This window comes from Pseudobutyrivibrio sp. (assembly GCF_017471675.1).
Lineage (GTDB): Bacteria > Bacillota > Clostridia > Lachnospirales > Lachnospiraceae > Pseudobutyrivibrio.
The window spans coordinates 57,969-81,850 of the sequence record NZ_JAFUSK010000002.1; the positions used below are offsets into that span (position 1 = coordinate 57,969).

Annotated in this window: 25 protein-coding genes; all 25 read left to right on the forward strand. The window is 38.5% G+C overall.

Going from position 1 to position 23,882, the window contains the following annotated elements; genetic code table 11:
• Positions 1 to 3 precede the first annotated feature (3 nt).
• Positions 4 to 1,395, forward strand: a complete 1,392-nt coding sequence (flhF, locus tag IJ535_RS00305; RefSeq protein WP_294297159.1) for a flagellar biosynthesis protein FlhF — start codon at positions 4 to 6, stop codon at positions 1,393 to 1,395.
• The gene (locus tag IJ535_RS00310; protein WP_294297161.1) at positions 1,396 to 2,271 is read left to right on the forward strand and encodes a MinD/ParA family protein; all 876 of its coding nucleotides are present in this window, start codon (positions 1,396 to 1,398) and stop codon (positions 2,269 to 2,271) included. It begins immediately after the preceding gene.
• A 3-nt stretch (positions 2,272 to 2,274) separates the two neighbouring features.
• Positions 2,275 to 3,018: a flagellar brake protein gene (locus IJ535_RS00315; RefSeq protein ID WP_294295563.1), complete on the forward strand. Its 744-nt coding sequence runs from the start codon at positions 2,275 to 2,277 to the stop codon at positions 3,016 to 3,018.
• Between the two features lie 3 nt (positions 3,019 to 3,021).
• Positions 3,022 to 4,266, forward strand: a complete 1,245-nt coding sequence (gene cheB / locus IJ535_RS00320) for a chemotaxis-specific protein-glutamate methyltransferase CheB (RefSeq protein ID WP_294297164.1) — start codon at positions 3,022 to 3,024, stop codon at positions 4,264 to 4,266.
• Between the two features lie 4 nt (positions 4,267 to 4,270).
• A complete protein-coding gene (locus IJ535_RS00325; RefSeq protein ID WP_294297167.1) occupies positions 4,271 to 6,379 on the forward strand; it encodes a chemotaxis protein CheA in 2,109 nt (702 codons plus the stop codon).
• A 14-nt stretch (positions 6,380 to 6,393) separates the two neighbouring features.
• On the forward strand, positions 6,394 to 6,861 hold the full coding sequence (locus IJ535_RS00330; protein ID WP_294297170.1) for a chemotaxis protein CheW: 468 nt from the start codon (positions 6,394 to 6,396) through the stop codon (positions 6,859 to 6,861).
• A 12-nt stretch (positions 6,862 to 6,873) separates the two neighbouring features.
• Positions 6,874 to 7,488 (forward strand): chemotaxis protein CheC, encoded by a 615-nt coding sequence (locus IJ535_RS00335; RefSeq protein ID WP_294297173.1) that lies wholly within the window; start codon positions 6,874 to 6,876, stop codon positions 7,486 to 7,488.
• A gap of 11 nt (positions 7,489 to 7,499) precedes the next feature.
• Complete coding sequence (locus IJ535_RS00340; RefSeq protein ID WP_294297176.1) at positions 7,500 to 7,988, forward strand: chemotaxis protein CheD; 489 nt, start codon at positions 7,500 to 7,502, stop codon at positions 7,986 to 7,988.
• Positions 7,989 to 8,015: 27 nt separating this feature from the next.
• Positions 8,016 to 8,321 carry a hypothetical protein gene (locus tag IJ535_RS00345; protein WP_294297180.1) on the forward strand — a complete coding sequence of 102 codons (306 nt, stop codon included), beginning with the start codon at positions 8,016 to 8,018 and terminating at the stop codon, positions 8,319 to 8,321.
• 34 nt (positions 8,322 to 8,355) lie between these two features.
• Positions 8,356 to 9,123 carry a FliA/WhiG family RNA polymerase sigma factor gene (locus IJ535_RS00350; RefSeq protein WP_294297183.1) on the forward strand — a complete coding sequence of 256 codons (768 nt, stop codon included), beginning with the start codon at positions 8,356 to 8,358 and terminating at the stop codon, positions 9,121 to 9,123.
• Between the two features lie 43 nt (positions 9,124 to 9,166).
• Positions 9,167 to 9,493, forward strand: coding sequence for a hypothetical protein (locus IJ535_RS00355; RefSeq protein ID WP_294297185.1), 327 nt, complete (start codon positions 9,167 to 9,169; stop codon positions 9,491 to 9,493).
• A gap of 76 nt (positions 9,494 to 9,569) precedes the next feature.
• Positions 9,570 to 10,238: a DUF6115 domain-containing protein gene (locus IJ535_RS00360; protein ID WP_294297187.1), complete on the forward strand. Its 669-nt coding sequence runs from the start codon at positions 9,570 to 9,572 to the stop codon at positions 10,236 to 10,238.
• A complete protein-coding gene (locus IJ535_RS00365) occupies positions 10,238 to 10,864 on the forward strand; it encodes a hypothetical protein (RefSeq protein ID WP_294297190.1) in 627 nt (208 codons plus the stop codon). The genes IJ535_RS00360 and IJ535_RS00365 overlap by 1 nt, the downstream gene beginning before the upstream one ends.
• A gap of 178 nt (positions 10,865 to 11,042) precedes the next feature.
• Positions 11,043 to 11,774 carry a 30S ribosomal protein S2 gene (rpsB, locus tag IJ535_RS00370; RefSeq protein ID WP_294297193.1) on the forward strand — a complete coding sequence of 244 codons (732 nt, stop codon included), beginning with the start codon at positions 11,043 to 11,045 and terminating at the stop codon, positions 11,772 to 11,774.
• A gap of 4 nt (positions 11,775 to 11,778) precedes the next feature.
• Complete coding sequence (gene tsf, locus IJ535_RS00375; RefSeq protein WP_294297196.1) at positions 11,779 to 12,708, forward strand: translation elongation factor Ts; 930 nt, start codon at positions 11,779 to 11,781, stop codon at positions 12,706 to 12,708.
• 137 nt (positions 12,709 to 12,845) lie between these two features.
• A complete protein-coding gene (locus tag IJ535_RS00380) occupies positions 12,846 to 13,760 on the forward strand; it encodes a polysaccharide deacetylase family protein (protein ID WP_294297199.1) in 915 nt (304 codons plus the stop codon).
• 20 nt (positions 13,761 to 13,780) lie between these two features.
• Positions 13,781 to 14,554: a polymer-forming cytoskeletal protein gene (locus tag IJ535_RS00385; protein WP_294297202.1), complete on the forward strand. Its 774-nt coding sequence runs from the start codon at positions 13,781 to 13,783 to the stop codon at positions 14,552 to 14,554.
• Between the two features lie 23 nt (positions 14,555 to 14,577).
• Positions 14,578 to 15,273 (forward strand): UMP kinase, encoded by a 696-nt coding sequence (gene pyrH, locus IJ535_RS00390; protein WP_294295578.1) that lies wholly within the window; start codon positions 14,578 to 14,580, stop codon positions 15,271 to 15,273.
• A 9-nt stretch (positions 15,274 to 15,282) separates the two neighbouring features.
• Positions 15,283 to 15,837 carry a ribosome recycling factor gene (frr, locus tag IJ535_RS00395; protein WP_294295579.1) on the forward strand — a complete coding sequence of 185 codons (555 nt, stop codon included), beginning with the start codon at positions 15,283 to 15,285 and terminating at the stop codon, positions 15,835 to 15,837.
• Between the two features lie 71 nt (positions 15,838 to 15,908).
• Positions 15,909 to 16,607 (forward strand): isoprenyl transferase, encoded by a 699-nt coding sequence (locus IJ535_RS00400; protein ID WP_294297205.1) that lies wholly within the window; start codon positions 15,909 to 15,911, stop codon positions 16,605 to 16,607.
• Between the two features lie 12 nt (positions 16,608 to 16,619).
• Positions 16,620 to 17,423: a phosphatidate cytidylyltransferase gene (locus IJ535_RS00405; RefSeq protein WP_294297208.1), complete on the forward strand. Its 804-nt coding sequence runs from the start codon at positions 16,620 to 16,622 to the stop codon at positions 17,421 to 17,423.
• A gap of 19 nt (positions 17,424 to 17,442) precedes the next feature.
• On the forward strand, positions 17,443 to 18,591 hold the full coding sequence (locus IJ535_RS00410) for a 1-deoxy-D-xylulose-5-phosphate reductoisomerase (protein ID WP_294297211.1): 1,149 nt from the start codon (positions 17,443 to 17,445) through the stop codon (positions 18,589 to 18,591).
• A 3-nt stretch (positions 18,592 to 18,594) separates the two neighbouring features.
• Positions 18,595 to 19,629, forward strand: a complete 1,035-nt coding sequence (gene rseP / locus IJ535_RS00415) for an RIP metalloprotease RseP (RefSeq protein WP_294297214.1) — start codon at positions 18,595 to 18,597, stop codon at positions 19,627 to 19,629.
• A 10-nt stretch (positions 19,630 to 19,639) separates the two neighbouring features.
• Positions 19,640 to 20,698 (forward strand): flavodoxin-dependent (E)-4-hydroxy-3-methylbut-2-enyl-diphosphate synthase, encoded by a 1,059-nt coding sequence (gene ispG, locus IJ535_RS00420; RefSeq protein WP_294297217.1) that lies wholly within the window; start codon positions 19,640 to 19,642, stop codon positions 20,696 to 20,698.
• A 160-nt stretch (positions 20,699 to 20,858) separates the two neighbouring features.
• Positions 20,859 to 23,882, forward strand: a 3,024-nt coding sequence (locus tag IJ535_RS00425; RefSeq protein WP_294297220.1) for a PolC-type DNA polymerase III, incomplete at its 3' end; no start/stop codon positions are given.

Here is a 23,882-nt window from a genome sequence, read left to right on the forward strand (position 1 = left end):
TAAATGACAATTAATAAGTACACAGGAAAAACTGAAGAAGAAGCAATGGAAAAGGTACGAAAGGAGCTTGGTGGCGCAGCCGTCATTATGAATGTGAAGGTTGTAAAGCCCAAGGGAATCGGCGGGTTATTCAAACATAGTACCTATGAAGTAACTGCAGCTGTTGAAGATGAGGGCTTGTCAGGTGGTGCCAAGGCATTTGCTGTGCCATCTGAAGCAAAGTCGGGCTCCTTTGAGGCCGTTGCAGACGATGCAATTATATTAAAGGATGCATTTTCTGCTGTTAATCAGGTATTAGAAAAGCAGACCCTTGCTGAGCCTGTAGTAGAAGATGCAAATATAGATACTGCTTCTGAGGTAAAATCAGCTATAGATGAATTACCGAAAGCTACAAATAATAAAGAAGATAATTTTGAACCTTTGGCTGATAACGCTAAGCATGCAAAGCTTTTTGAGCCTACATATTCTAAGCCTGCTTATGCTAAAGCTGTGGTAAATGAAAAACAGCCTGCAAAAGTAATAAATAAAACAGAAGATGACGATATTCAAATTAAGGAATTAGAAAATAATAAGCCATCTATTGATGGGGATAATCATGTATTTGTAAAGATGCTTTACAATGTGCTTCTTGAAAATGAGGTGCAGGAAAAATATATAAATCAGGTTCTAGAGGATATGGATAAGGTTTTACGTACCAGCCATTCTTTAGATAATCTTTTGTCTAATGTATATCAAAAGATGGTACTTAAGCTTGGAACACCTACAAGGATTGTTCCGGGGGAAAGAAGACCAAAGGTTGTGTTTTTCATTGGCCCTACTGGGGTTGGAAAGACTACAACTATAGCTAAAATCGCTTCCAAATTCAAGGTTGAGGAAGGTAAAAAGGTCGGTCTTATCACTGCTGACACCTACAGAATGGCAGCAGCTAACCAGCTGCAGACCTATGCAAATATCCTAGGTGTACCTCTTAATGTAATCTATTCTCCAGAGGAGCTTTTAGATACTGTTAAAAAGCAGGTAAGAGAAAACGATGATTTAGATGTTATTTTAGTTGATACCATAGGCTTTTCTCATAAGAATGAGGAGCAAAGGCAGGACACTAAAAAACTGATATCTGCTTTAGGAGATTATTATGACAGCGAAGTCTATCTGGTTTTGTCAGCAACTACAAAGCAGAAGGATTTAATAGATATTGCAGATTCTTATATGGAATTTGCTAAGTTTAATCTTATATTTACTAAGCTTGATGAAACTAAGTGCCTTGGAAATATTTTTAACATGAAGCTTTATACAAAGGCGCCTCTTTCATATATTACAGTTGGACAAAATGTGCCAGATGACATTGAGATTGTAAACGCCCAAAAGCTGGTAAAGCTATTATTGGGAGGAAACTAAATGGATCAAGCGCAAAACCTACGAAACGTCATCAAGGCTTCAAATATCAGAACCGTTGAAAAGACAAAGGTAATTACCATAACATCTGGCAAGGGTGGAGTTGGTAAATCCAATATGGCAGTTAATCTGGCAGTTTGGTTCACTCGACTTGATAAAAAGGTAATTATTTTGGACGGGGATTTTGGCCTTGCCAATGTAGAGGTAATGTTTGGTACTTTACCTAAATACAATCTTTCTGATGTGATTTTTAAGGGGATGAGCATCAGAGATATTATAACAACAGGACCTATGGGAATAGGTTTTATATCTGGGGGATCAGGCGTAGTTGGATTAAACAATCTAAATCGTGAACAAATTGCGTTTTTAGTCCACAATCTATCACTTTTAAACGACTTATGTGATATTCTTATAATAGATACAGGTGCGGGAGTTTCGGATCAGGTATTAGAGTTCGTTTTAGCTTCTCCTGAGGTGATTTTGGTATCAACACCAGAGCCAAGTTCCCTTACGGATTCTTATTCCCTTATGAAAGCAATGTACAAAAGTCCTAAGTATTCCAAAGACGGAACTAATGTACATTTAGTAGCTAATAAGGTTACAAGTGAGGCGGAGGGAAGAGCTGTATATGAAAAAATGAATTCTGTTGTACAAAAGTTTTTAGGTGGTAGCTTAGATTATTTAGGATATGTGGCCTATGACAGCCAGCTTGAAAAGGCTGTAAGAAATCAAAAGGTAGTATCTATGGAATATCCTACATCTAAGGCTACAAAGTGCTTTGAATCAGTGGCTTCAAAGTTACTTAAAAAGGATGAGAGTACGCACTTTAGATGGGGTGTATCACATATATTCAATGCATTACTTAAGGATAGGGCATAGCTTATGGAAATATTAGAACTAAGGCCTGGCACACCTATAGAGTTTTCTTTTGCCAGCACAAATTCTGACGTGGAAAGCAACATAGATGAGGATAGAAGTATTTATATCTCCAGTGTTTTTGGAGTTACCAAAAAAGAGGAGATTATATTTCATATTCCAACCAGAAAAGGACATACAGTAACAATTCCAATGAATGTTCCTTTTAATGCAGTTTTTAATACAAAACAGGGTATGTTTCAGCTTTCAGGAGAAATAACAAAAAGAGGACGCTTAGAAAATTTCCCTGTGTATGTGTTTGTTCCTGATAGCAAGCTGAAAAAGGTTCAAAGAAGAGATTATTTTAGATTCCAGTGCCTAATACCTGTAAAGGTTTTACCTATCCCTAAGGATGTGGCAATCTTGCCTAATATGGCCTTGGTTGAGGATGATTTGGAAAAATATGGAAACACCTACGGCCCGCCAGTAACAGGCAATATTTTGGACATTAGTGGCGGTGGAGCAAAATTCAGTGCCAAGACTGATATATTAACAGAAAGATATATGTATGTATCCTTTAAACTAAAATCAAAGGATATGGACGAGACAATAAATGTTATTGCAAGACGTGTAAAGACAGAGCACAAAGAAAATTTGGGTGTATATGAACATCGTATAGAATTCCTTTTTAAAGAACCGGAAGATAGAGAGACCATAATTAAGTACATTTTTGATGAGGACCGACGTTTAAGAAAAAAAGATCAGGGGTAGGGAATGTATAAGATTTTAGTTGTTGATGACTCTGCACTCATGAGAAGGATTATTTGTGATATTATCAACGCAGATAGTGATTTTCGTGTAATTGACGTCAGTGCAGACGGCGAAGACGCTTACAACAAAATAAAGAAGACTCCATACGATTTGGTTGTACTTGACATGGTGCTTCCTAAAATGACAGGACTTGAACTTCTTGAAAAGCTTAACAAGGAAAATCAAGATATTAATGCTGTCCTGATTAGTTCATCCTTAAAGGAAGATGCTGACAGTACAATGAAGGCAATGGAATATGGTGCACTTGATTTCGTAGTTAAGCCTATCCGTTCTAGTGGTGAAACTAGAGAAATCTTTGGAAAGCAGTTACTTGAAGCTCTCCACAACGTTACCAAATCAAGGGCTTTCAAACCAATCGTTCAAAGAGGTGGAACCTCTGATAACACTAGGTCTATCGAGGATTCCCACAGAAAGACAGCTGAAAGGATGGCAGGTGTAAGAACCAGACTTGCTGAGGCAAAGCAGGGTATTGGTAATGCGCATACTAATACTGAAAGCAACAAGGAATCAGTAGTATCAAGAATGTCTGGTACAGTATCTACTTCTACCCAAAGCTCAATTCAAAGCTCAGGTAGCAAGACTACAACACCTTCTGGCACAGGGGTTAGAACCAAAAAGTTTATTGCCCTTGCCTGCTCCACAGGAGGTCCACAGGCGCTTCATACATTTGTGCCTATGCTTCCTGCTAATCTGTCAGTACCTCTTGTTCTGGTACAACACATGCCAGAAGGCTTCACTGCATCACTTGCTGCTAGATTAAATCAGATATCCAGCATTAGCGTTAAAGAAGCCGAAGATGGAGAGTATTTTAAACCTGGAGTAGTGTATATTACACCAGGTGGTAAGCACATGAAAATCTGCGAAGACGCAAGTCATGCTGCTTATTGTCAGCTTGATGACAGCCCACCTGTAAATAGCTTGAAGCCTTGTGCTGATGTTATGTATCAGTCTTTGGCCAAATCAAGCTTTGATGAAATAATTTGTGTAGTACTTACAGGTATGGGGGCAGATGGTTCAGAAGGAATCAGGTATTTAAATCAATACAAAAAGACTTACGTTATTTCGCAAGAGGCATCTACATGTGTAGTTTATGGTATGCCTAAAGCGGTGGAACAAGGTGGGTTATCCGATGAGGTAGCGCCACTTAAATCAGTAGCTAATTCAATAGTAAAGAAACTTGGAGGTTAGTAGGATGGATGTAAGTCAATATTTGGATATCTTTATCGACGAGACAAGCGGTCATATTCAGAGCCTTTCCGACAACATTATGGAGCTTGAGAAAGAGCCTGAAAATAAGGATGTTGTAAATGAAATCTTCCGTGCAGCTCACTCTTTAAAGGGTATGGCTGGTACTATGGGATTCAAACGAATGCAGCATCTTACACACGATATGGAAAACGTTTTCCAGGAAGTTAGAAACGATAACGTCAAGGTTAATTCTAACCTTATTGATATTCTGTTTAAGTGTCTTGATGCTATCGAGGGCTACCTTGATACAGTTAAAGCTACTTCTAATGAGGGTGAGGAAGAAAACGAAGCATTGATTAAGCTTCTTAACGATTATCTTGCTCAGGCAGAAGGAGGCGAAGCTCCTGCTGATTCGGCACCTGCAGAGGCTGCATCTGGCTCTGATGGTGGATCAGGTGAAGCTGCAGCTGATGATGGAGCAGATGGTCCTCTTTACAAGAAGATGAAGCTTGAGCCGGATCTTGTGGAAAAGCTTAAGGGTGAGAAGCAGCTATATGGTTTTACAATTCATATTAACAAGGAATGCTTGCTTAAGGCAGCCAGAGCTTTCCTTGTATTTAAAGCTGTAGAGGACTTTGGTCAGATTATGGCCTTTGATCCAAGCTCATCTGATATTGAAGATGAGAAGTTCGAATTTGATTTTTCATTTATTCTTTCAACTGAATCAGAGCTAGATCCTATACTTGAAGCAGTTAAGGCTGTTTCAGAGATAGAATCAGTTGAGGCAGACAAGGTTACTCCTGAAATGTACGAGAAGAAAGAGGAGGAAGCAGCTCCAGAGCCAGCCCCTGCACCAGAGGCAGCAGCTCCTGCAGCTCCAGCCCCTGCGCCAGCAGCAAAGCCAGCAGCATCTACTGCAAAATCCGCTGGCGGAAAGAATCAGCCTGCTAATAAGCCTGTTACATCACGTACAATCCGTGTTGATATTGAAAAGCTTGATGCATTAATGAATCAGGTTTCCGAGCTTATTATTGCAAAGAACTCATTGGCATCACAGTCCAATAGCTCTGGTGAGATTGATGGACAGACCTTACATGAGAATATTGAATACCTTGAGCGTATTACCACAAATCTTCACGAATCAGTTATGAAGGTTCGAATGGTTCCTATTGAATCAGTAGTTGCAAAGTTCCCTCGAATGATTCGTGACCTTGACCGTAAGCTTAACAAGCCAATGGAACTTGTTATGACTGGTGAAGATACAGAGCTTGATAGAACTGTTGTAGATCAGCTTGGTGACCCACTTCAGCATTTGCTTAGAAACTCTGCTGACCATGGTATCGAATCTCCTGAAGACAGAAAAGCTGCAGGAAAGCCTGAAAAGGGTACTATTTTCCTTAACGCTTTCCAGGAAGGCAATAACGTTATCATCGAAGTTGGTGATGACGGTGCCGGTATTAATACAGACAAGGTTCGTGATAAGGCTGTGGAGAGAGGCCTTGTTACACCTGAAGAGGCAGAAAATCTTACACAGAAAGAAATAATCGACTTCCTGTTTATGCCATCCTTCTCAATGGCTAAGCAGATTACAGATATCTCTGGTCGAGGCGTTGGTCTTGATGTAGTTAAAAGTAATATTGAGGCACTTGGTGGTGACGTATCAGTTAAGTCTGTTATGGGCGAAGGTTCTACCTTTACAGTACGACTTCCACTTACACTTGCTATTATTCAGGCTCTCATGGTTGAGATTAGAGATGAAAAATATGCAATTGCCTTAGCTTCAATTATGAACATTGAAAATATTCCAGTATCTGATATCAAGTATGTTGAATCTAAAGAGGTTATCCATCTTAGAGGACAGGTTATTCCTCTTATTCACCTTGATAAGATTCTTGATTTCGAGCCAAAGGAAAGCGAAGAAGATACAATGACAGTTGTTATTTGTAAGAAGGGTGATACATTAGGCGGTATTATCGTAGATAATCTTATTGGACAGCTCGAAATCGTTATTAAGTCACTTGGTAAGCTTGACAATAACAAGCTCATTAGCGGTGCTACAATCCTTGGTGATGGCGAAATCGCTATGATTCTTGATGTCAATGCTGTTATTTAATAGGAGGTGAGACCATGTCAGATTTGGCTATGTATGATGTAGTTGAGAAAGAGAAAAAGCAATACATTGTAGTAAAGATTGGTGACGAACATTATGGTATCGACATTTCCTATATTGATAACATTGTTCGTATGAGTAAAATCACAAGAGTTCCAAAGGCTCCATCATATTACAGGGGTGTTATTAATCTTCGTGGTGAGGTAGTTCCTGTAATGAGCCTAAGGCGCAGAATGGATCTTGATGATGATGAATTTACAGATGCATCTCGTATTATAATCCTTAAGCTTGATAGCGGTGGATTAATGGGTGTTATTGTTGATGAGGTTAAAGAGGTTCTTTCATTATCAGAGGATGATATCGAAGCACCATCATCTACACTTAAGAGCAAAAACTCATTTATTAACGGTGTAGGAAAAAATGGGGACGAGTTAATTTCTATCTTTGAAATCAGCTCAATTATTGGAGAAAATGATGCTTCTTAATGGGAGGTTTTTATGCTCACACTTGATGAAGTTAATGAGAAATATTTTGATGTCCTCAAGGAAATAGGTAATATTGGCGCTGGCAACGCAACAACTGCCATCGCCAATATGCTTGGCCTTAGAATTGATATGAGCGTTCCAGAGGTAGCATTTTTACCTGTTGAGAAATTAGGTTCAGCAATTGGTTCAGAAGAAGAAATAATTGTTGGTATATTACTTGGAGTTGAAGAGGACATTGATGGCTCAATGATGTTTTTGATGGATATGGCCAGCGCCCATCATATTGTAAATAAGCTTATGATGCGCGATGATTCATACAACGAGCCATTTGATGAAATGGATTTATCTGCAATTAAAGAAGTAGGTAATATTATTGCAGGCTCTTACTTGTCCGCACTGTCTGGACTTACAAATCTTACAATTGTTCCATCGGTACCATTTGTTGCAGTAGATATGGCAGCTGCCATTTTATCCGTTCCTGCTGTACAGTTTGGTATTTTTGGTGACAATGCACTTATGATTAACACAGATTTTTCTGATGACTTAGGAATAAAGGGGCATTTTATTCTAATGCCAGAGGAAGACTCTTATGCAAAAATATTAACGGCACTTGGTGTACCAATATAAGGAGTGGTAATATGGGGCAGATGATTAAAGTCGATATGGCCGACCTGAAGATATGCAAAGCTCCAGATAACCTGACTACTATTGGTCTGGGGTCGTGTATCGGAATTGCTATTTATGATCCATCTACAAAAATTACAGGGCTTGCACATATAATGCTTCCTGACAGTACATCTATAAGGAACAATTCCAATATTGCTAAATTTGCAGATACTGGCATTCAAAAGCTTTATGATGACATGCTTAAAGCCGGGGCAAATAAAGCAAGACTTGTTGCAAAGATTGCTGGAGGGGCTAAGATGTTTGAAATGCCTGGAGCTAATGCAGCCGGAATCAATGTTGGAGAAAGGAATGCAGAGGCTTCTAGAGCAAAGCTAAAGCAACTGGGAGTAAAGCTTGTAGCTGAGGATTGTGGATTAAATTATGGTAGAACTGTAGAAATATACAGCGAAACTGGTCAATACTATATAAAAGCAGTTGGCAAAGAGCTAAAGATTATTTAAAATATATATTAGTAGTTGGAGGATGTAATGAAAACTAAGCCTATACCTATAATTATTACACTTGCTGCCGCTTTAATATCATGTGTAATTTCTATAGTAGAGCATGTAGATTTTTCTGTTTTTGTCAGCCGATTACTTGTGGTGGTTCTTGTGTTTCTTACGATGGGAACTATCATAAAAATGATTTTGGATTATTCCTTTAGAACATTAGAACCAACTGTTTCAATTGATGAACAGATGGATGCAATTATGCCTGATGAACCTGGTGAGGAAATGCCACAGGAGGATGTTGCAACCACAGAAGAAAATCCGAGTGAATCTGAGGAAGGTTAAAATAATAAGATTACTCGTATTGAAGGGGGCATAAATGAAAGCAGGTGACAGAGAAAAGCTCTGGGATAAGTATAAGGTTAATCCATCCCAGGAGCTTAGAGAGCAATTAATACTTGAATATGCGCCACTTGTGAAAATTGTTGCAGGTCGTCTTTGCATGTATTTAGGTAATACAGTAGAGTACGAGGATTTATGCAGCTATGGCATCTTTGGCCTTATTGATGCGATTGACAAGTTTGATTTGGCAAAGGATGTCAAATTTGAAACCTATGCAAGTCTTCGCATTAGAGGTTCTATTTTAGACCAGATCCGTAAAATGGATTGGATTCCTAGAACCATCAGACAGCGCCAAAGGATGATTGATGACGCTATAAAAACAATCGAGGCTAGAACAGGGCATAGTGCATCAGATGAGGAAATAGCTGCAGAGCTTAATATTTCTTCTGATGAATTTTTAAAATGGCAATCTCAGCTTAATGTTACTAATGTAGTATCATTAAATGAGTTTGTGGAGTCTGGCAACGAGCCTGTTATGGAGGCTGAACATAATTCACATTTTATTCAGCCAGAGGATAACATGTCAAAGCAGGAGCTTTCAGAAAAGCTAAAGGAGGCTTTAGATAAGTTAACAGAAAAGGAAAAACAGGTTATTCTTCTTTATTATTATGAAGAATTAACCTTAAAGGAGATTAGTGCAGCTTTGGAGGTTTCAGAATCCAGAGTATCACAGCTCCACACCAAGGCGCTTCAGAAGATGCGAGGAATACTTGGTGAATATATGGGAATTCTAACAAACAAATAATGGTTCTTTAATTGTATGGTATTCCAAATAGGGAGGGAATGTTATGTCAATTAGTCCAATTAATTTCAATGGAATGATTCAAAACACCAACGAAATTAGTCACACTAAAGCTAATGAAGACCAAAAGCCATTACTTCAACAGGCAGCTTTAACCGATACCGTTGAAAAGCAACAGGAACAGCTTTCACATCAAGTGAATGACACCAAAAGCTCCAAACGTACGGAGGATAGCTACGATAGGGAAGGTAATGGCAAGGGTTACGAAGGTAACAAAAAACGCAAACCTCCTAAAGTAAAAGAAGGACAGAATTTAGAAGGGGACGGCACAGTAACAGAAAAGCCAAAGCCTTCATTTGACATGAGAGTTTAAAAGGGGGACTAAAATGACTGTACTAGAAATTGTACTCCTAATCATTGGGTTAGCCTTTTGCATTGGGAGTTTTTTTGTGTCTGAAAAGTTATCATCAAAGGACAGGGAAAATCTTCAAAAGCTTACAAAGGACCAGATTCAGGAAATAATCAAGGATAAAATGGCTGATGCTAATGTAGAGCTTGAGGACAAGCTATCTGCTACAATAGATGAGGCTATGGAGGAAATTGATAGAAAGACGGATAAAGAAACTACAGACAAAATCATGGAGATATCTGAGTATTCAGATACTGTACTTGAATCTGTAGACAAGTCTCACAAAGAAGTTACATTTATGTATTCCATGCTTAATGAAAAGCAACAGGATACCTTAGATATGACAAAAAAACTTTCAGAGCTAGAGGATACTTTAGTAGCCCTTGATGCGTCTATTGCTAAAAAGCTTGATTTACTTAGAGATAGAGAAATAGAAATCGAAGAAAAGAAAAAAGAGCTTGATAAGGCAAGAGAAGAGGCAGATAAGCCATTTGTTTCACTTACTGAAAGCATGGAAAAGCCAGCTTCCTTTACAGAGGCGTTAGCAGAAAAGTTTGCAGATGAAAGTCCAAATGTAAAACAAAATGGTAACATGGAAATTCTTACTCTTCATGATGAGGGATTATCCGAGGTGGAAATCGCCAAAAAGCTTGGAAGAGGCTTGGGAGAAGTTAAATTTGTACTTGGTCTTTATCAGGAGGGGAGATAATGAGACTGAAATATTATCTTAGAGGAATTGGAATAGGCATTATTTTTTCTACGCTACTTTTAACAATATGCTTGTATTTTGGCAAGGATAGTCTGGCAAAGGAGACAATTTCAGATGCTGAAATAATAAAAAGAGCTACAGAGCTTGGAATGGTTATGACTGATGAAGGTCTTGAAGAAAATATAGGAGAGGATATTCCTAAGGATTCATCCTTAGAATCTAAAGATGAATCTCTTACTGAATCTAATGAAAACATTATAGAAAAAACGGTTGATGAAGCTACTAACGAGTCATCAAAAGATTCTACTGAAATAGATAATAATATTTCCGTAGAGGAAAGCATTTCTATAGAAGAACAATCCACAGATGAAGTAACCAAAGAGGTTACATATGTGCCCTTTACAGTAAAAGGCGGGGAATCATCTGAAATGGTTTCTAAGAATCTAAAAAAAGCAGGTTTAATTGATTCTGTTGATGATTTTAATAAATATCTTAATAAGCTAAAAGTGGATCATCTGATTCAGGCCGGCACTTTTTATGTGCAAGATAATAGTTCATACGATGATTTAGTGGCTCTGCTTGTAAATAAGGATTCTAGAACCACTACGCCACCTAAACAGGACTAAAATCTTGCTCATTGCAGTGAAAACAAAAATCTAAAGCTTGCAACAGCTTGAAATCTATGGTAAATTATAGAGGCTGTTGAAAATACACGCGTGAGGACTGACATTGGTTCCCAACCTATCGTAGGCAGGGTTTTTGTCAGGAGGAATCATGCGGAAGAACAAACCAGGAGGTATTAAAATGAGTGTTATTTCAATGAAGCAGTTACTTGAGGCAGGTGTTCATTTTGGACATCAGACACGTAGATGGAACCCTAAGATGGCTCCTTACATCTACACAGAGCGTAATGGTATCCACATTATCGACCTTCAGAAGTCTGTAGGTATGGTAGACGATGCTTACGATGTTATTTTCGATATCGCACAGCAGGGTGGTACTATCCTTTTTGTTGGTACAAAGAAGCAGGCTCAGGACGCTATCGCATCAGAGGCAGAGCGTTGCGGTATGTTCTATGTAAACGAGAGATGGCTCGGTGGTATGCTTACAAACTTTAAGACAGTTCAGACAAGAATTGCACGTCTTAAGGAAATCGAGAAGATGGAAGCAGACGGAACATTCGATCTTCTTCCTAAGAAGGAAGTTACAGGTCTTAAGAAGGAGCAGGAGAAGCTTACTAAGGTTCTCGGCGGTATCAAGGATATGAACAGAATCCCTGATGCAATCTTCGTTATCGATCCTAAGAAGGAGCACATCTGTATCCAGGAAGCACACGCACTTGGTATTCCACTTGTAGGTGTTTGCGATACTAACTGTGATCCTGATGAGCTTGATTATGTAATCCCAGGTAACGATGATGCTATCCGTGCAGTTAAGCTTATCGTTGCAAAGATGGCAGATGCTGTTATCGAGGCAAAGCAGGGCGAAATGAATGAGGTAGCTGAGGAATCAGCAGAAGCAGTAGAGGAGGCATAAGAATATGGCAGCTATTACAGCAGCAATGGTAAAGGACCTTCGCGAGCAGTCTGGCGCAGGTATGATGGATTGTAAGAAGGCACTCGCTGAGTGCGATGGTGATATGGATGCAGCTTTCGAGCTCCTTCGTAAGAATGGTGCAGCTAAGGCTGAAAAGAAGGCATCTCGTATCGCAGCAGAGGGTATCTGCAAGGTTGTAGTTGAAGGCAATACAGCAGTTGTTCTTGAGGTTAACTCAGAGACTGATTTCGTTGCTAAGAACGAAAAGTTCCAGACTTATGTAGAGAAGGTTGCTAACCAGATTCTTAAGTCTGATGTTAAGACAATTGATGAGTTATTAGCTCAGCCATGGGCAGAGGATTCATCAAAGACAGTTAACGATGTTCATGTAGAGATGGTTGCTACAATCGGCGAGAAGCTTTCTCTTCGTCGTTTTGAGAAGGTTACAGCTGATGGTTTCGTAGTATCATACACACATGGTGGCGGACGTATCGGCGTTATCGTTAACATGGCTGGCGCTGAGAGCGATGCAGCTAAGGAAGCAGCTACAAACATTGCTATGCAGATTGCAGCTCTTAATCCTAAGTATGTATCTCGTGATGAGGTTTCAGCAGAGTATATCGCTCACGAGAAGGAAATCCTTCTTGCTCAGATTATGAACGATCCTAAGGAGTCACAGAAGCCTGAGAAGGTTATCAATGGCATGATTGAAGGTCGTGTATCTAAGGAGCTTAAGGAAATCTGCTTACTTGATCAGGTATACGTTAAGGCAGAGGACGGAAAGCAGACTGTTGCTAAGTACTTAGAGCAGGTATCTAAGGAGACAGGTTCTGAGCTTACAGTTAAGAATTTTGTTCGTTTTGAGACTGGTGAAGGTCTTGAGAAGAAGAATGAAGACTTCGCAGCAGAGGTTGCAGCTCAGATGAACGCTTAATAGCTTTATCTGATGATTTGCCAATAAGTATTTTCATAAAGAGTCCACATTTTGTGGACTCTTTATTTTTTTACCTTTATATTGTATTTGCGTTGTGCTAAAATGATAAATGAAATTTTATAAGGGGAGGAAGTGCTTTGGATAATATAAATGAGGAGCTAGAAAGACAACGCGCTAAGCGGAAACGCGTTGCACGCATGAAGAAATTTATTGTCACTACAGTTCTTGCGTTTATGCTTCTTACAATCACAGTCATGAGCATTTTATGCTACCAGGTTATATCTTTAAAGAGAGAGTTAAGAGAGCTTTCCAAACAGGTGTATGTGGCTACTGATGTGGAAGATTCTAGCGAAATGGTTGATGACAGCATATTAGATGATGTTTATAAGGTAGACGACATTGATAATATTGCTGAAGAAGGTGATATACCTAAGGTATATCTAACATTTGATGACGGCCCTAGTTCTAATACAGAAAATATTCTTAATATCTTAGATGATTATAATGTAAAGGCTACATTCTTTGTCTGTGGTAAGGATTTAGAGCTATACGGCGATGATTACAAACGAATAGTAGATGATGGTCATACTATAGGTATGCATTCATATAGTCATAATTTTGGTGATATTTATTCTTCAGGGGATGCATTTGCGGCTGATTACACCAAGATTCATGATTTGATTCTTGATACTACCGGTGTTGATACAAAATACTATAGATTCCCTGGTGGAAGTAGTAATAGAGTTACCAGCACAAGTATGTCCACATTCATAAATTATCTTAATGAGCAAAATGCTGTTTATTTTGATTGGAACGTAGCATCAGGTGATGCGACATCCCAAGCATTTACATCTGAACAGCTTATTGATAATGTGATGAAGGATGTGGTAAAATACAAGACGTCTGTAGTATTGTTGCATGATGCGTCTAATAAGAATGCAACAGTCGAAGCTTTACCTGGTTTAATTGAAGCTCTACAAGAAGAAGGAGCTATGATTTTACCAATAACAGATGAAACAACAATTATACAGCATGTTAATGTTGTACAATAAATAAAAGTGGAGGATTTGTAATGGGCTTTTTTAAGGATTTCAAAGAGGATTTCAATGATGCTTTAGATGAAATGACATGCGCAGAAGAGACACCAAACGAAGAGGTTATGGTTAATACTCTTGATGGGGATATTGATGTTGAATCTGAGCTTAACAAGCTTGATGGACTTCTAGAACAGGTAACCAAAAAGGTTGAGACACCTGTTGCTGCTAAGCCAGAGGCTGTTGCATCAGTTGAGCCACAAGAGGAGAAAAAATCATTCTTCGACACAAAAAAAGAAACTAAAATGGAGGCACCAAGAACAATGGATGTTATGGGAAATGTTGCTGAGAATAAGACTCAGGCTTCAGATGAGAATGCAGTTATTACTGCAGGTATGAAGATTACAGGTAATGTTGAATCAATCGGTTCAATTGAAGTTCAGGGAGAAATCATTGGTGATGTTACATGTAATGGTAAGTTAGTTATTACAGGTAAGGTAAATGGTAATTCACAGTCTTCTGAATTCTTTGCAGATGCTGCTAAGATTGAAGGAGAGGTTGTTACATCAGGCACAGCTAAGGTTGGTGTTGGTTCTGTAATCATTGGTAATATCACAGCTACATCTGCTGTTATCGCTGGTGCTGTTAAGGGTGATATTGATGTTAACGGACCTGTTGTTGTTGATACATCTGCTGTAGTTATGGGTAATATTAAATCTCGTTCAGTACAGATTAACAATGGTGCTGTTATCGAAGGTTTCTGCTCACAGAGCTATGCTGACGTTGATGTTAACAGCGTATTCAATATTTAATTATTACAGAGGAAATTTGGCAAATGAAAAGAGTATTATTAAAGCTTAGCGGAGAAGCATTATCAGGTAACAAGGGGTTTGGATTTGACGAAGCTACATGTGTAATGGTAGCTAAGCAGGTTAAGAAGCTTGTAGATGATGGCGTACAGGTTGGCGTTGTTATTGGTGGTGGAAACTTCTGGAGAGGTCGTTCATCAGAGAAAATCGACAGAACTAAGGCTGACCAGATTGGAATGCTTGCTACAGTTATGAATTGTGTTTATGTTTCTGAAATTTTCAGAACAGAAGGCATGAAGACATCTGTTCTTACTCCTTTTGAGTGTGGCAATGTTTCAAAGCTTTATTCAAAGGATAGAGCTAACAAGTATTTCGATAGAAATATGGTTGTATTCTTTGCAGGTGGTACAGGACATCCTTACTTCTCAACAGATACTGCTACAGTACTTCGTGCAGTTGAAATTGAAGCAGATGTTATTTTACTGGCTAAGTCAATTGATGGCGTTTATGATAGTGACCCAGCAAAGAATCCAGATGCTAAGCGTTATGATGAAATCAGCATCCAGGATGTTATTGATCAGAAGCTTCAGGTTGTTGATATGACAGCTTCAATCATTGCAATGGAGCAAAAGATGCCTATGTATGTATTCTCTCTTAATGAAGAGGATTCAATTGTTAAGGCTATCACAGGAAAATTTAATGGAACAGTTGTTACTGTTTAAGGAGGATTAATGGATAATATACTTTCAACTTATGAAGAGAAGATGACAAAAAGCTACAATAATCTTGAAAGCGAATTTACAACAATCCGCGCTGGTAGAGCTAATCCACATATCTTAGACAAGATTACTGTTGATTATTATGGAGCACCAACTCCACTTCAGCAGGTTGCTAATATTTCAGTTCCAGAACCAAGACTTATTCAGATTCAGCCTTGGGAGCCTTCACTTGTGAAGGAAATTGAAAAAGCAATCAATATGTCAGATATTGGTATCAATCCTACTAACGATGGTAAGCTTATCCGTCTTGTTTTTCCTGAGCTTACAGAAGAGCGTCGTAAAGAGATTGCTAAGGATGTTAAGAAGCATGGTGAAGATGCTAAGGTTGCAATCAGAAATATCCGTAGAGATGCTATTGACGCATTAAAGAAACATTCTAAAGATGAAGGTGTTTCAGAGGATGAAATCAAGGATCTTGAGGATAAGTGCCAAAAGATGACAGATAAGTTCATCGCTGAGGTAGATAAGGCTGTTGAGGCTAAGACAAAAGAGATTATGACTGTTTAATTTTTAGTAGTCTATTAAGGGGCACATTTATTGTGCCCTTTTCAATTATTTATTTAGATTTTGGAGGTGCTATGAACGTACCAGAGCATATAGCTATTATTTTGGATGGCAATGGCCGTTGGGCAAAGTCTAAGGGCATGCCACGTACTTATGGTCACACAGTAGGTGCAAAGAATGTTGAAACAATATGTAGAGCTGCCCATGATTTAGGGGTTAAATACGTTACTATGTACGCTTTCTCTACAGAAAACTGGTCTAGACCTGCTGATGAGGTTAAGGCTTTGATGAAGCTTCTTGGAGAATATATCAAGACATGTATGAAAACAGCCAAGAAGGATAATCTTAGAGTTAGATTTATCGGTGATTTATCAAAGCTTGATGATAAGCTTAAAAATAGTATTGCTGAACTTACTGAATATTCATCTCAGTTCACAGGTTTGACACTTACTATTGCTATAAATTACGGTAGTAGAGATGAAATGACCAGGGCAATCAGACAAATTTCTACTGATGTTAAGGATGGCAAGCTAGAGGCTAGTGATATTGATGAAAAGCTGTTTTCTTCATATCTTGATACAAGGGATATTCCGGACCCTGATTTTATGATTAGAACATCTGGAGAGCAAAGACTGTCTAATTATCTATTATGGCAGTTAGCTTATGCAGAGTTTTATTTTACACCTGTACCTTGGCCTGAGTTTACTCCTGATGAGCTTAAGAAGGCTGTAGAAGAATACGATAAAAGAAATCGTCGTTTTGGCGGTATATAGGAAGGAAAATTTATGTTTATTACTAGATTGACAAGTGGAATTATTCTTGTGGCATTAGCACTTATATTTATATGTACTGGTGGGGATGTTCTGCTGGCAGCAATGCTTATATTATCACTTATTGGCATGTTTGAAATCTACAGGATTTTTAAGATTGAAAAGAGCCTTCCAGGAATACTTGGTTATTTATCATGTATTACATATTATATGGATTTAAGATTTAAATTTTGCCAGGATGTTATGGTGATTTTCTTGGCATTTTTAATAATTCTTTTGGCAGTATTTGTATTTGGATATCCTAAATATCATACACATCAAGTTATGGCTGCGTTTTTTGGTGTTTTCTATGTAGGGGTTATGCTTTCGTTTTTATACCAGACACGTATGCTTGAAGGCGGACAATATATTGTTTGGCTTATATTCCTTTGCTCTTGGGGCTGCGATACTTGCGCATATTGCGTCGGTGTACTATTTGGCAAACACAAAATGTCACCACTTCTTTCTCCTAAGAAATCAGTGGAGGGGGCAATTGGTGGCGTGGCAGGAACCATGTTATTAACTGCTATTTATTGCGTTGCCATATCGGCAGCATTTAAGATTGATAACATTGTTATTTTGCCACTTGTTATTATCTCTGGTATAGGAGCTCTTATTTCCATGATTGGAGATTTAGCTGCCTCAGCTATCAAACGTAATTTTGATATAAAGGACTATGGAAAGCTTATTCCTGGTCACGGTGGTGTGTTAGACAGATTTGATAGTATGATTATTACAGCGCCTATCATCTTTTTCTTAGCATACTATTTCTATATTTAATTAATTAGAGGTGGACGTTATGTCACAGAAGTTAGCTATTTTAGGTTCGACCGGGTCTATAGGAACACAGACCCTTGATATAGTTTCTCAGAATCCAGATGACTTACAGGTTGTTGCAATGTCATGTGGAAAAAATATTGATTTATTTGAAAAGCAGATTAGAAAATATCGTCCTAGTCTTGTTTCTATTGGTACTGAAGAATTGGCGGCAGATTTAAAGACAAGACTTTCAGATATTGAGATAAAGATTGTCTATGGCATGGATGGTCTTATAGATGTAGCCATTTATGATAAAGCAGATACAGTGGTTACTGCTGTTGTAGGAATGATTGGTGTAAAGCCTACAATCGCTGCTATAAATGCAGGCAAAACTATAGCCCTTGCTAACAAGGAAACTCTTGTTACAGCTGGGCATATTATTATGCCACTTGCAAAGGAAAAGGGAGTATCAATTCTTCCTGTAGATAGTGAACATAGTGCAATTTTTCAGTCACTTAATGGTGAAAGACACAATAAGATTTCTAAGATTTTACTTACAGCATCAGGTGGACCTTTCAGAGGTCGCACTTTAGAAGAGCTTGAAAATGTTAGATTAGAAGATGCCTTAAAGCATCCTAACTGGTCTATGGGAGCTAAGATTACTATTGATTCAGCTACCATGATTAATAAAGGCCTAGAGGTTATGGAGGCTAAGTGGCTATTTGGCGTCAATCTTAATCAGGTGGAGGTGGTTGTTCATCCACAGAGTATATTGCATTCAGCAGTAGAGTTTATGGATGGGGCAGTAATCGGCCAGATGGGTACACCTGATATGAGACTACCTATACTTTACGCACTGTTTTATCCTAACAGAAAGACTTTGTATGCTGAGCCTTTGGATTTGTTTAAGGTGGGAACACTTACATTTGAAAAGCCTGATATGGAAACATTTTACGGACTTTCACTTGCTTATGACGCTATGGATGCAGGTGGAAATGTTCCTACAGTATTCAATGCTGCAAATGAGAGGGCAGTTGCCAAGTTTTTGAATAATAAGATTAAGTTTTTAGAGATTCCTGAAATTGTATCTGATGCAATGATGAATGTAGATTTTATTGACAATCCTTCTATTGAACAGGTATTAGAAACAGAACAGATGACTTACGATTATATTGAGAGCAGGTGGTAGTTTATGAAAATAATTCTTGCCATACTTATATTTAGCTTTATTATTATTTTTCATGAGTTAGGGCATTTTTTATTTGCAAAAAAGTGTAATGTTAAGGTTAATGAATTTACATTAGGCCTTGGACCTACAATTCTTTCCTGGGGCAAGGGGGAGACAAAATATTGTCTGAAGCTTTTGCCTTTTGGCGGTTCTTGTGTTATGGAAGGTGAGGATGAGGAAAGCGATAGCGATAGAGCCTTTAGCAAGAAATCCTTATGGGAAAGATTTCAGATTGTTTTCGCAGGACCTTTCTTTAATTTTATCCTTGCATACATACTTTCAGTTGTTTATATTGCTTGCATTGGTGTTAATGATACTACTATTACAGATGTAATGGAAAATATGCCAGCAGCTGAGGCAGGTATGAAGGCTGGAGATAAGATTATTAGCATTGATGGCTATAATGTTCATTTTTATAATGAAGTTAGCATTTATACATTTTTGAATGCTGATGAGGATGACTACACAGTAGTATATTTAAGAGAAGGACAAAAGCACACTACAACTATTACACCGGTATATTCAAAAGAAGCTGGAAAAAAGATGCTAGGTGTTACCAAAACAAATGATTATCAAAAGGTATCGCCCCTTAAGGTCCTTGAGTATTCTGTGTACGAGATTAAATATCAGATATATATAACATTATCCAGCTTGAAGCTACTATTTACAGGTCAAGTATCCATGAATGAGGTTTCTGGCCCTGTAGGTGTAGTATCTACTATATCAAATGTATATGATGAATCAGTTACAAGCGGAATATTTTATGTATTTATAAATCTTACTTCCATTGCAATACTGCTTACTGCAAATCTTGGTGTTATGAACCTACTTCCTTTCCCAGCACTGGATGGAGGAAGAATCTTACTTTTCATCATCGAAGGAATCAGAGGTAAAAAGATGAGACCAGAAATAGAAAACGGAATTAATCTGGTTGGCTTTGGTTTACTTATGGTTCTTATGGTAGTGGTAATGTACAATGATATTTTAAAATTAATGTAGAGGTTTTATTATGAAAACTACAGAGGTTAAAATTGGAAATAGAGTGATTGGTGGGGACAATCCTATCCTTATCCAATCTATGACAAATACAAAGACACAGGATGTTGATGCAACTGTTGCTCAGATTAAAGAGCTTGAAAAAGCAGGCTGCGATATTATCAGATGCGCTGTTCCAGATATAGATGCTGCTAAGGCTATTGCAAAGATAAAAGAACAAATCAACATCCCTCTTGTTGCAGATATTCATTTTGACTATAGACTTGCTATTGCAGCTATTGAAAATGGTGCTGACAAAATCAGAATTAATCCAGGTAACATTGGAAGCGAAGAAAGAATTAAGGCTGTTGTTGATGCAGCAAAGGCTAAGAATATTCCAATTAGAGTTGGTGTTAACTCAGGCTCTTTAGAGAAGAATCTTGTAGAAAAGTACGGTGGCGTTACAGCAGAAGGTCTTGTTGAATCAGCTCTTGATAAGGTAGCAATTATCGAAAGATTAGGCTATGACAATCTTGTAATCAGTATCAAATCCTCTGATGTTATGATGTGCGTTAAGGCTCATGAGCTTATTGCAGATAAGACTACCCATCCTCTTCATGTAGGCATTACAGAAGCCGGCACTCTTAAGGCTGGCAACATCAAGAGTGCATGTGGTCTTTCTATGATTTTATCCCAGGGCATTGGCGATACCATTCGTGTATCTCTTACAGGCGACCCTATCGAAGAAATTAAATCCGCTAAGCTTATCCTTCGTACACTTGGCCTTAGAAAAGGTGGAATAGAGGTAGTATCCTGTCCTACCTGCGGCCGTACCCAAATAGATTTAATTGGCCTTGCCAATAAGGTAGAAAATCTCGTAGAAGAATTTTCAGATTTGGACATTAAAGTAGCTGTCATGGGTTGCGTAGTAAATGGCCCAGGTGAAGCCAAAGAAGCCGACCTCGGCGTAGCCGGCGGCATCGGCGAAGGCCTCCTCATCAAACACGGTGAAGTCATCCGCAAAATGCCCGAGTCCGAACTTCTAGGCGCCCTCCGCCAAGAACTTATCGCCTGGCCTCGCCCACAATCGTAAATAATTATTTTTTATGCTCTGTAGTTTTTTCTAAAAACTACAAGCTTTTTAGTGAGGGGGTAGCTGTCAAACTAATTATTACTGAAGGAGCCAATCTCGCGACGAGGTAATAATTAGTTTGATAGCGTAACCCCCGGACTAACCCCCCTGGAGATATGTTATGGATCAAATGAGTTTTTATGATGTGTTTCCTAATATGGATGCAGAGAACGACCTTGAGGCAGCCCTTAGTGATGCTACAGTTACTAAGGTTAGTACAGGTCGTAATAAAGATGATATAAGGATTTATGTTACCTTTAATACTCTGATTCCTAAGCGTCGTATCTGGCACTTGGAAAAGTCCATTAAGAAACAGTTTTTCCCTAATAATGGTGTGACAATCAGAATTTTAGAAGATTTTGATTTGTCTAGTCAGTATACACCATCTAATCTTATAAGTTCATATAATGATAGTATTTTAGAGGAGCTAGAGGATAGAAGTGCTCTTCTTTTTAACATATATAAAAAAGCCGATGTAGATGTTACAGACGAGGGACATCTAAAGGTTACAATAGAAGATACAGTTATTGGTAGAGAAAAGGAGCACGAGCTTTTTGACGTGCTTCATTCTATTATTTGTAGACGTTGTCATCAGGATATTGTAATTGATTTTGATTACAAAGAGCCTGTTAAGAGTAAGTATCTTGAAAATGCAATCAAGGAAATGGAAAACAAGATTGCAGCAATCAATTCTAGAACAAATGCTATAGAGGAAAAGGAAGAGGAGAAAAAGGCTAAAGAATCTGCTGATGAAAAAGATGCACCAGAGGAGCCAGAGAAAAAGATTATCAAGCCTCTTACTAAATCAGATGACCCGGATGTTATCTATGGTAATGAGATACTTGAGAATGCCACTCCTCTTGAGGATATTAATGGAGAGCAGCTAGGTCCTATTGTAATTAGAGGACAGCTTACAGCTTTAGAATTTAGAGAAACTAAAAAGGGCGGATATTTTGGTACTGGTGCCATTACAGATTTTACAGATTCTATCTCTGTTAAATTCTTCTTTAGTGATGCTGACCAGGGTCGATTGCTTGAAAGCGCTCTTAGTGTAGGCGGCTTTTATAAGATTGCCGGTAAGCTTGATGAGGATATATATTCCAAGGAGCTTACTGTAGGACGTATTAATTCTATTCAAAAGATACGTGATTTTAGAGTAGTAAGACAAGACACAGCTGTAGAAAAACGTGTGGAGCTTCACTGCCATACTAAGATGTCAGATTTTGATGGCGTATCAGAGATTACCACAATTATCAATCGTGCTATGGCGTGGGGGCATAAGGCTCTTGCGATTACAGACCATGGTGTTGTTCAGGCTTTCTGTGATGCAGATCACATGAAGGGCTTAGGAGATTTTAAGGTAATTTATGGTTGTGAGATTTATCTTGTAGATGATACCAAACAGATTGTCACTAACGATAGAGGACAGTCTCTTAGAGGAGAGTTTGTCGTATTTGATATTGAAACAACAGGCTTTAACCCTCGTACCTGTAAGATTATAGAAATCGGTGCGGTAAAGATTGTTGACGGACAGGTAGTAGATAGATTTTCAGAGTTTGTTAATCCCGAGGTTCCTATTCCATACAAAATAACAGAGCTTACATCAATTAAGGATGAAATGGTAGAGGACGCTCCTACAATTGATGTAATTTTGCCTAGGTTTATGGAATTTTGCAAGGGGACTGTACTTGTTGCTCATAATGCAGGCTTTGATACTAGCTTTATTAGACATAACTGTAAGCTACTTGGATTAGAGTACGATTTTACCCATGTGGATACAGTTGAGATGGCAAGATATTTGCATCCAAATATGGCAAGGTTTAACCTAGATGCTGTATGTAAAGCAGAGAATCTTGTAAACGAGCATCACCATAGAGCTGTAGATGATGCCGAAGTTACATCTAAGATATTTGAAAAATTTATTGTCAAGCTTGAGGCTGAAAATATTTTTACACTTACAGAGTTAAATGCTCACAGTAAGCCTGGGGCAGAACAGATTAAAAAGATGCGAAGCAATCACTGTATCGTCCTTGCTAAGAATGATTTGGGCCGTATTAATCTTTATAGATTGGTTTCTGAATCTCATCTTTATTATTTCAGCAGACATCCTAGGGTTCCTAAGAGCTTGCTTGAAGAATGTAGAGAAGGTCTTATTATAGGCTCTGCCTGCGAGGCTGGTGAGCTTTATGATGCTATTGTTGATGGTAGAGATGAATCAGAGATTATGCGAATAGCTAATTTCTACGATTATCTCGAAATTCAGCCTGTAGGCAACAACGAATTTATGATTCGCTCTGAAAAGAGCAAATACGAAAATATTAATTCCGTTAAGGATTTACAGGAAATCAATAAGCAGATTGTTGCTTTGGGAGAGGAATTAAATAAACCTGTAGTAGCCACCTGTGATGTGCATTTTCTCGATCCTGAGGATGAAGTTTATAGACGAATCATTATGGCTAATAAAGGCTTTGATGATGCTGATCAGCAGGCACCTCTTTATTTACATACAACAGATGAGATGCTAGAGGAATTTGCATATCTTGGTCTTGCAAAGGCACATGAGGTTGTTGTAGAAAACACTAACAGGATTGCAGATATGTGTGAGCGCATCCACCCGGTTCGTCCTGATAAATGTCCTCCTGTAATTGAACATTCGGAAGAGGATTTAAGACGTATATGTGAGACAAGAGCCCATGAGGTATATGGACCTGAGCTTCCTGAAATAGTATCAGCAAGATTAGAGCGAGAGCTTAATTCAATCATTGGTAATGGATACTCCGTTATGTACATCATTGCCCAGAAGCTTGTTTGGAAATCAAACGAAGATGGTTATCTGGTAGGTTCCCGTGGTTCCGTAGGTTCTTCCTTTGCAGCGACAATGGCTGGTATCACAGAGGTTAACCCGCTTCCTCCACATTATAGATGTCCTAATTGCTTCTATGTTGATTTTGATGGCCCAGAGGTACAGGAAATAGTTAACCAGGGACTATCAGGTGTAGATATGCCGGATAAAATCTGTCCTAAATGTGGCAAGCCTCTTGCTAAGGATGGGTTTGATATTCCATTCGAAACCTTCCTTGGATTCAAGGGTGATAAGGAGCCTGATATCGATTTGAACTTCTCAAACGAATATCAGTCAAAGGCT

Bases quoted from the DNA above. Each gene is read 5' to 3' on its own strand.
- flhF (WP_294297159.1), top strand. From the start codon at position 4: ATGACAATTAATAAGTACACAGGAAAAACTGAAGAAGAAGCAATGGAA.
- IJ535_RS00310 (WP_294297161.1), top strand. From the start codon at position 1,396: ATGGATCAAGCGCAAAACCTACGAAACGTCATCAAGGCTTCAAATATC.
- IJ535_RS00315 (WP_294295563.1), top strand. From the start codon at position 2,275: ATGGAAATATTAGAACTAAGGCCTGGCACACCTATAGAGTTTTCTTTT.
- cheB (WP_294297164.1), top strand. From the start codon at position 3,022: ATGTATAAGATTTTAGTTGTTGATGACTCTGCACTCATGAGAAGGATT.
- IJ535_RS00325 (WP_294297167.1), top strand. From the start codon at position 4,271: ATGGATGTAAGTCAATATTTGGATATCTTTATCGACGAGACAAGCGGT.
- IJ535_RS00330 (WP_294297170.1), top strand. From the start codon at position 6,394: ATGTCAGATTTGGCTATGTATGATGTAGTTGAGAAAGAGAAAAAGCAA.
- IJ535_RS00335 (WP_294297173.1), top strand. From the start codon at position 6,874: ATGCTCACACTTGATGAAGTTAATGAGAAATATTTTGATGTCCTCAAG.
- IJ535_RS00340 (WP_294297176.1), top strand. From the start codon at position 7,500: ATGGGGCAGATGATTAAAGTCGATATGGCCGACCTGAAGATATGCAAA.
- IJ535_RS00345 (WP_294297180.1), top strand. From the start codon at position 8,016: ATGAAAACTAAGCCTATACCTATAATTATTACACTTGCTGCCGCTTTA.
- IJ535_RS00350 (WP_294297183.1), top strand. From the start codon at position 8,356: ATGAAAGCAGGTGACAGAGAAAAGCTCTGGGATAAGTATAAGGTTAAT.
- IJ535_RS00355 (WP_294297185.1), top strand. From the start codon at position 9,167: ATGTCAATTAGTCCAATTAATTTCAATGGAATGATTCAAAACACCAAC.
- IJ535_RS00365 (WP_294297190.1), top strand. From the start codon at position 10,238: ATGAGACTGAAATATTATCTTAGAGGAATTGGAATAGGCATTATTTTT.
- rpsB (WP_294297193.1), top strand. From the start codon at position 11,043: ATGAGTGTTATTTCAATGAAGCAGTTACTTGAGGCAGGTGTTCATTTT.
- tsf (WP_294297196.1), top strand. From the start codon at position 11,779: ATGGCAGCTATTACAGCAGCAATGGTAAAGGACCTTCGCGAGCAGTCT.
- IJ535_RS00385 (WP_294297202.1), top strand. From the start codon at position 13,781: ATGGGCTTTTTTAAGGATTTCAAAGAGGATTTCAATGATGCTTTAGAT.
- pyrH (WP_294295578.1), top strand. From the start codon at position 14,578: ATGAAAAGAGTATTATTAAAGCTTAGCGGAGAAGCATTATCAGGTAAC.
- frr (WP_294295579.1), top strand. From the start codon at position 15,283: ATGGATAATATACTTTCAACTTATGAAGAGAAGATGACAAAAAGCTAC.
- IJ535_RS00400 (WP_294297205.1), top strand. From the start codon at position 15,909: ATGAACGTACCAGAGCATATAGCTATTATTTTGGATGGCAATGGCCGT.
- IJ535_RS00405 (WP_294297208.1), top strand. From the start codon at position 16,620: ATGTTTATTACTAGATTGACAAGTGGAATTATTCTTGTGGCATTAGCA.
- IJ535_RS00410 (WP_294297211.1), top strand. From the start codon at position 17,443: ATGTCACAGAAGTTAGCTATTTTAGGTTCGACCGGGTCTATAGGAACA.
- rseP (WP_294297214.1), top strand. From the start codon at position 18,595: ATGAAAATAATTCTTGCCATACTTATATTTAGCTTTATTATTATTTTT.
- ispG (WP_294297217.1), top strand. From the start codon at position 19,640: ATGAAAACTACAGAGGTTAAAATTGGAAATAGAGTGATTGGTGGGGAC.